This is a genomic window from Mycobacterium sp. 1245852.3 (assembly GCF_001669335.1).
GTDB lineage: Bacteria > Actinomycetota > Actinomycetes > Mycobacteriales > Mycobacteriaceae > Mycobacterium > Mycobacterium europaeum_A.
Window position 1 is genome coordinate 49008 of sequence record NZ_LZLL01000058.1, and the last position, 7536, is coordinate 56543.

Below are 7536 nucleotides of genomic sequence, written 5' to 3' on the forward strand. Positions count from 1 at the left end.
CCTAAGCGGGCGTCTCCGCCAGCTCCCGGCCGATCCGCCGCAGCTGACCGGTGGCACCGCCGAGGGCGAATTCGGTCTCCTTGGCCGCCAGGAAGTAGCGGTGCGCCGGGTGATCGGTGTCCACGCCGACGCCGCCGTGCACGTGCACGATGGTGTGCGCCACCCGGTGACCGGCCTCGGCGGCCCAGAACGCCGCACTGGCGACGTCGATTTCGGCGGCGATGTCTTCCGAGACCCGCCAGGCCGCCTGGGTGAGCGTGAGCCGCAACCCCTTCACGTCGATGTAACCGTCGGCGAGCCGCTGTGACACCGCCTGGAAGCTGCCGATCGGGCGATCAAACTGCTCACGCTCGCGGGCGTATTCGGCCGTCATCTGCAGGCCCCGCTCGAGCACCCCGAGCTGGAAAGCGCTGCGCCCCAAGGTGCCCAGCGTGCCGAGCCAGGTCACGACCTCGGCGCCCCCGACCTTGCAGCTCTCGTCCACCTCGGTTCCGTCCAGGGCGAGATGCCCGACGCTGCCCAGGCCGGTGGTTTCCAGCGCGGTCACCGTGACCCCCGGGTCGTCGGCGGCGACCAGGAAAACGGCTGTGCCGGAATCGGTTTCGGCGGGAACCAGGAACGCGTCGGCCACCGGGCCGAATCCGATCTGGGTGCGCGTCCCGGTCAGCCGGTAGCCCGCACCGGCGCCGGCCGCCCGCACCGGCCCCTCGCCCATCTCACCGTCGAGGGCGACGCTGAGCGTCTTCTCGCCTTTGACCGCCGGCACACCCCAGTTTTGTTGCAGCTCTTCGGAACCGAACCGGGCCAGCGCTCCGGCGCCCAGCACCACCGACTCCAGATAGGGCACGGCGGCCAGCTGGTGCCCCAGCGCCACCAGGATCGCGATCTGCTCGAGCGCGCCGAAGCCGTCACCGCCCAGCGATGTGGCCGACGCGCTGGACAGGATGCCGGCGTCGATCAGCTTTGCCCACAGGTCGCGGTCGAAGCGCTGATCGAGCCCGTCGAGCTCGCGCTGGTGTTCGGGGGTGCATACCGAGTCCACGATGGTGTCGACCAGGTTGCCGAGGTCGTGCGCCGCTTCGGTGGTGGTGAAATCCATGACGTCCGTCCTTCTATTACGTAGCGGCTCAGCGGTTTCTAGGCAGACCGAGGGCGACCATGCCGATGATGTCGCGCTGGACTTCGTTGGTGCCGCCGCCGAACGTCAGGATCAGGCAGGCCCGGTGCATTCGCTCGACCCGGCCGCGCAGCAATGCGCCGGGCGAATTCTGGCGCACCGTCGCCGCGGTACCCAGCACCTCCATCAGCAACCGGTACGCCTCGGTGGCCAGCTCGGTGCCATACACCTTGGCCGCCGACGCATCGGCGGGCGACAGGGCTTCACTGGTGGCCGAGGCCAACTCCCAGTTGATCAGCTTGAGAACTTCGGCCTTGGCGTGCACCCGGGCGAGGTTGATCTGCACCCACTCGGAATCGATCAACCGCGCCCCGCCGGCGTCCTTGGTGTTCTGCGCCCATTCGCGGACCTCGCGCAGCGCCAGGAAGATCGGTTGCGGCGAAACCAGCGCCACCCGCTCGTGGTTGAGCTGGTTGGTCACCAGTTTCCAACCGCCGTTCTCCTCGCCGATCAGGTTGGTCACCGGCACGCGCACGTCGGAGTAATAGGTGGCGCTGGTGTCCACCCCGGCCATGGTGTGCACCGGCGTCCAGGAGAAACCTTCGGCGGTCGTCGGCACGGTCAGCATCGAGATGCCGCGGTGCTTCTTGGCGTCCGGGTTGGTGCGGACCGCCAGCCACACCCAGTCCGCGTAGGCGATCAGGCTGGTCCACATCTTCTGGCCGTTGATCACGTAGTCGTCACCGTCGCGCACCGCGGTGGTGCGCAGATTGGCCAGGTCCGTGCCCGCGCCCGGCTCGGAATACCCGATGGAGAAGTGCAGTTCGCCGGCGGCGATCTTGGGCAGGAAGAACTTCTTCTGTTCCTCGGTGCCGAACGCCATGATGGTCGGCGCGACGCTGTTGATGGTCAGGAACGGCACCGGCACGCCCGCGATGGCGGCCTCGTCGGTGAAGATCAGCGAGTCCATCGGGGAGCGGTCCTGGCCGCCGTACTCTTTGGGCCAGTTCAGGGTGAGCCACCCGTCCTTGCCCATCTGCGCGACGGTGTCGCGATACGCGGTGCCCGTCCCGACCTCGCCGCCCCCCGTCGAGGTCAGCGCCTCGCGGCGCTCCGGGGTCATCAGCGCGGTGAAGTACGACCGCAGCTCGCGACGCAGGTCCTCTTGTTCCGGGGTGTAACTGATGCGCATTTCAGCCGTCCTTCAGATTTACGACGTTCTTCAGTGACAACCCTCGTCACAGGCCGCAGCTCGACCAACGGCTACCCGTTCGCCTTCCCGGTTGTAACACGTTCTAGTCTGGGAATCCAGCGACCGTTTCCCCAGCGGTGTCAGGGCCCTATGGTGGACCTACATGCTGATGAAGCGAGTCTTGCGGTGAAGGCCAGGTTCAAGGAGGGTGCTGTGCGGGTGATCGTGGACCGTGACCGGTGCGAAGGTAACGCAGTGTGCTTGGGAATTGCCCCGGATATCTTCGACCTGGACGACGAGGATTACGCCGTGGTGAAGCTCGACCCGATTCCCGCCGATCAGGAGCAGCTGGCCGAGCAGGCGATCGCCGAATGCCCGCGCGCGGCACTTCAGCGCGGCGACTAATCCGAGCCCCGAGCGCGTAACCCGAAACTAGAGGTATTCATAAATTGACTAGCAGCACGAACGCGACCGATCTCTCCGGAAAGGTCGCGGTGGTGACCGGTGCGGCCGCGGGCCTGGGCCGCGCCGAGGCGCTCGGCCTGGCCCGCCAGGGCGCGACCGTCGTCGTAAACGACATCGCGGCGGCGCTGGACGCCTCCGACGTCATCGACGAGATCAACTCCGCCGGGTCCAAGGCCGTCGCTGTGGCCGGCGACATCAGCGAACGCGCCACCGCCGACGAACTGGTTGCTCAGGCCGACTCGCTGGGCGGCCTCGACATCGTGGTGAACAACGCCGGCATCACCCGCGACCGGATGCTGTTCAACATGTCCGACGAGGAGTGGGATGTCGTCATCGCCGTGCACCTGCGCGGTCACTTCCTGCTGACCCGCAACGCGGCGACCTACTGGCGGTCAAAGGCCAAGGGGGCGGGCGGCCAGATCTTCGGGCGGATCGTCAACACCGCGTCGGAGGCCGGGCTGGTCGGTCCGGTCGGGCAGGCGAATTACGGCGCCGCCAAGGCCGGCATCATCTCGCTCACTCTGACGGCCGCACGAGCTCTGGGCCGCTACGGTGTCTGCGCCAACGCCATCTGCCCCCGCGCCCGCACCGCGATGACGGCCGACGTCTTCGGCGACGCACCCGAGGTGGAAGCGGGCGGCATCGACCCCTTGTCACCCGAGCACGTCGTCAATCTGGTGAAGTTCCTGTCGTCACCGGCGGCCGCCGAGGTGAACGGACAGGTCTTCATCGTCTACGGTCCACAGGTGACATTGGTCGCCGCGCCGACCGTGGAGCGGAAATTCAGCGCCGACGGCGCCGCGTGGGACCCCGCGCAGCTGAGTTCGACGCTGCAGGATTACTTTGCTGGCCGTGATCCTGAGCACAATTTTTCCGCCAGCGCGCTGATGGAACAATAGCCGCTGACGGCTGGCCGATTGGGGGAATCGCCAGGTAGAACGTGTGTCAGTTTGACACGTGACAAGTGCTTCTGACCAGCCGAATTAACGGTTCGGATAAGAAGTGCTGTTCATTGACATGGTGAACTTGTTCTGGGTTAATATGATCCGGCTCACACCGAGCCACGAGCGACCGTAGACGATGCAAAGGCCACACATAGACTTCGCCGAGACCAAACCGAGGGGGGGGCCGCGTTGAGGGAACAACTCGCGGTCCCCGCCCGCGCCGTCGGCGGATTTTTCGAGATGATGATGGATACCGGCCGGGCGGCATTCCGCCGGCCGTTTCAATTCGGTGAGTTTCTCGATCAGACGTGGATGATCGCGCGCGTGTCGCTGGTGCCCACGCTGTTGGTGTCCATCCCGTTCACCGTCCTGGTGGCCTTCACCCTCAACATCCTGCTGCGCGAGATCGGCGCCGCCGACCTGTCCGGCGCCGGGACGGCCTTCGGCACCATCACCCAGCTGGGCCCGGTGGTGACCGTGCTCGTCGTGGCCGGTGCCGGCGCCACCGCGATCTGTGCCGACCTCGGGGCCCGCACCATCCGCGAGGAGATCGACGCGATGCGGGTGCTGGGCATCGACCCGATCCAGCGGCTGGTCGTGCCACGCGTGTTGGCCTCCACGGTGGTGGCCCTGCTGCTCAACGGGCTGGTGTGCGCCATCGGTCTCTCCGGCGGCTACGTGTTCTCCGTCTTCCTGCAGGGCGTCAACCCCGGGGCCTTCATCAACGGATTGACCGTGCTGACCGGGCTGCGCGAGCTGGTGCTGGCCGAAGTCAAGGCGCTGCTGTTCGGCGTGATGGCCGGCATGGTGGGCTGCTACCGCGGCCTGACCGTCAAGGGTGGCCCCAAGGGCGTCGGCAACGCGGTCAACGAAACGGTGGTCTACGCCTTCATCTGTCTGTTCGTGATCAACGTGGTGATGACCGCCATCGGCGTGCGGATCTCGGCGAAGTGACGGAACGGGTGAGCACGCGATGAGTTACGACGCCACGCTGCGGTTCCGCCGCATCTTCACCCGCCTGCAAGAGCCGGTCGACGACTTCGGCGAGCAGGCGTTGTTCTACGGGCAGACCATGCGGTATGTCCCCAACGCGCTGACCCGCTACCGCAAGGAGACCGTCCGGCTGATCGCCGAGATGACGATGGGCGCCGGGGCCCTGGTCATGATTGGCGGCACGGTCGGTGTGGCGGCCTTCTTGACGCTGGCCTCCGGCGGTGTCATTGCCGTGCAGGGCTATTCGTCGCTGGGCAACATCGGCATCGAGGCGTTGACGGGATTCCTCTCGGCATTCCTGAACGTCCGGGTCGTCGCACCGGTGATCGCCGGCATCGCGCTGGCCGCCACCATCGGTGCCGGTGCCACAGCGCAACTGGGAGCCATGCGGGTTTCCGAGGAGATCGACGCCGTCGAATGCATGGCGGTGCACTCGGTGTCCTACCTGGTATCAACCCGCCTGATCGCCGGGCTCATCGCGATCATCCCGCTGTACTCGCTGTCGGTGCTGGCCGCGTTCTTCGCGGCCCGCTTCACCACGGTCTACATCAACGGGCAGTCAAAGGGCCTCTACGACCACTACTTCAATACGTTCCTGATCCCGTCGGACCTGCTGTGGTCTTTCCTGCAGGCCATCGTGATGTCCATCGCGGTCATGCTGGTCCATACCTATTACGGCTACAACGCCCACGGCGGTCCGGTCGGCGTGGGCATCGCTGTCGGCCAAGCCGTGCGGACGTCGCTGATCGTCGTGGTCGTCATCACATTGTTCATCTCGCTCGCTGTGTACGGAGCGTCCGGTAACTTCAACCTCTCCGGATAAGAGGACCGCTTAAAAGGACATGGCGAACACAGACGCGCGACGCACAACCGTCCGGCTGGCAGCAGCAGTGCTGGCCGGCCTGATGGTGGCTTTCGCCGTGCTGACCTACCTTTCCTATACAGCGGCATTCGCGTCGATCGACACCGTCACAGTGTCGGCGCCCCGGGCCGGGCTCGTGATGGAGAAGGGCGCCAAGGTCAAGTACCGGGGCATCCAGATCGGCAAAGTCGAAACCATCGACTATTCCGGGGACCAGGCGCGGCTCACGCTGGGAATCAACAGCGACGACCTGCATTTCATTCCGTCCAACGCGGCGGTGCACATCGCGGGTAACACCATCTTCGGCGCCAAGGCGGTGGAATTCATTCCGCCACAGTCGCCTTCGCCCACGTCGTTGCGCCCGGATGCGCACGTCGCGGCCTCTTCGGTGCAGTTGGAAGTCAACACGCTGTTCCAGTCGCTGATGGACCTGCTGCACAAGATCGACCCCGTCGAACTCAACGGGACGCTCAGCGCGTTCGCGGAAGGCCTGCGCGGTCACGGCGACGACCTGGGCGGCATCCTGTCGGGCTTGAATACCCTGACGCGCCAGGCCAACCCGAAGCTGCCTGCCCTGCAGGAGGACTTCCGCAAGGCCGCGGTCGTGGCCAACACCTACGCCGACGCGGCGCCGGACCTGACGACCGTGGTCGACAACCTGCCGACGATCAACAAGACGGTCGTCGACCAGCAGAAGAACCTCAACGACACGCTGTTGGCCACCATCGGCCTGTCGAACAACGCGTATGACACCCTGGCCCCGGCCGAACAGGACTTCATCGACGCGATCAACCGGCTGCGGGCGCCGCTCAAGGTGGCCGCCGAGTACTCGCCGGAATTCGGCTGCCTTTTCGCCGGAATCGACCGAGGCCTCAAGGAGTTCGGACCGATCCTTGGTGTGAAGAAAGCCGGCCTGTTCACGTCGTCGAGCTTCGTGCTGGGTGCGCCGTCTTATACGTATCCGGAATCGCTGCCGGTCGTGAACGCCTCCGGCGGTCCGAACTGCCGCGGCTTGCCCGACATCCCGAACAAGCAACACGGCGGGTCGTGGTACCGGGCGCCGTTCCTGGTGACCGACAACGCCAACATCCCGTACGAGCCGTTCACCGAACTGCAGTTCGACGCGCCCTCGACGTTGCAGTTCCTGTTCCACGGCGCCTTCGCGGAACGGGACGACTTCTGATGCCGGAAAGTTCGGGCATGCCGTCGCACCGCGAGATGATGATCAAGGTCAGCATCTTCGCGGTGGCCATGCTGTTGGTGTCGGCAGGTCTGGTGGTGGTGTTCGGTGACTTCCGGTTCGGTCCCGAAAGCACTTATCACGCAACGTTTACCGACGTGTCGCGGCTGAAGTCGGGCCAGAAGGTGCGCATCGCCGGCGTACCGGTCGGGGCGGTGTCGGACATCAAGCTCAACCCCGACAACACCATCGACGTCAAGTTCGGCGTCGACAAGCGCTACACGCTCTACTCGTCGACCCGCGCGGTGATTCGCTACGAAAACCTGGTCGGCGACCGGTTTTTGGAGATCACGTCGGGCCCCGGTGAGCTGCGCAAACTTCCGGCCGGCGCGACGATCAACAGCCAGCACACCCAGCCCGCACTGGACCTCGACGCGCTGCTCGGCGGTCTGCGGCCGGTGCTCAAAGGACTTGACGCGGACAAGGTCAACACGATCAGCAGCGCTGTCATCCAGCTGCTGCAGGGCCAGGGCGGGGCGTTGTCGAACGTGCTCGCCGACACCAGCGCGTTCTCCTCGGCGCTGGGCCAGCGCGACCAGCTCATCGGCGACGTGATCAACAACCTCAACACGGTGCTGACGACCGTCGATCAACGCAGCGCGCAGTTCTCGGCCAGCGTCGACCAGTTGCAGCAGCTGATCACCGGGCTGGCCCAGCACAAGGACGACATCGCGGGCGCCATCCCGCCGCTGGCCTCCACGACGACGGATTTGACGGGTGTGT

8 protein-coding genes are annotated in these 7536 nt (G+C 65.8%); 6 read left to right on the forward strand and 2 right to left on the reverse strand.

Translation table 11 applies throughout. The features are described 5' to 3' along the window. Position 1 precedes the first annotated feature (1 nt). Both A9W96_RS02515 and A9W96_RS02520 read right to left on the reverse strand, forming a co-directional pair. Positions 2 to 1099 carry an acyl-CoA dehydrogenase family protein gene (locus tag A9W96_RS02515; protein ID WP_067137767.1) on the reverse strand — a complete coding sequence of 366 codons (1098 nt, stop codon included), beginning with the start codon at positions 1097 to 1099 and terminating at the stop codon, positions 2 to 4. A 28-nt stretch (positions 1100 to 1127) separates the two neighbouring features. Beyond that, positions 1128 to 2309 carry an acyl-CoA dehydrogenase gene (locus tag A9W96_RS02520; RefSeq protein ID WP_066870564.1) on the reverse strand — a complete coding sequence of 394 codons (1182 nt, stop codon included), beginning with the start codon at positions 2307 to 2309 and terminating at the stop codon, positions 1128 to 1130. Between the two features lie 213 nt (positions 2310 to 2522). On the opposite strand from A9W96_RS02520, the gene A9W96_RS02525 reads away from it, so the two are divergent. From A9W96_RS02525 to A9W96_RS02550, 6 genes are all read left to right on the forward strand, one after another. Beyond that, the gene (locus A9W96_RS02525) at positions 2523 to 2714 is read left to right on the forward strand and encodes a ferredoxin (protein WP_007772497.1); all 192 of its coding nucleotides are present in this window, start codon (positions 2523 to 2525) and stop codon (positions 2712 to 2714) included. 44 nt (positions 2715 to 2758) lie between these two features. Further along, positions 2759 to 3673, forward strand: a complete 915-nt coding sequence (locus tag A9W96_RS02530) for a 3-oxoacyl-ACP reductase (RefSeq protein ID WP_067137769.1) — start codon at positions 2759 to 2761, stop codon at positions 3671 to 3673. Positions 3674 to 3907: 234 nt separating this feature from the next. Further along, positions 3908 to 4672, forward strand: coding sequence for an ABC transporter permease (locus tag A9W96_RS02535; RefSeq protein ID WP_014379050.1), 765 nt, complete (start codon positions 3908 to 3910; stop codon positions 4670 to 4672). Positions 4673 to 4691: 19 nt separating this feature from the next. Beyond that, the gene (locus tag A9W96_RS02540) at positions 4692 to 5534 is read left to right on the forward strand and encodes an ABC transporter permease (protein ID WP_007772500.1); all 843 of its coding nucleotides are present in this window, start codon (positions 4692 to 4694) and stop codon (positions 5532 to 5534) included. A 19-nt stretch (positions 5535 to 5553) separates the two neighbouring features. Beyond that, complete coding sequence (locus A9W96_RS02545; RefSeq protein ID WP_066870555.1) at positions 5554 to 6756, forward strand: MCE family protein; 1203 nt, start codon at positions 5554 to 5556, stop codon at positions 6754 to 6756. Then, positions 6756 to 7536 (forward strand): MCE family protein (locus tag A9W96_RS02550; protein WP_067137775.1); only part of this gene is annotated, 781 nt, incomplete at its 3' end. The genes A9W96_RS02545 and A9W96_RS02550, both read left to right, overlap by 1 nt.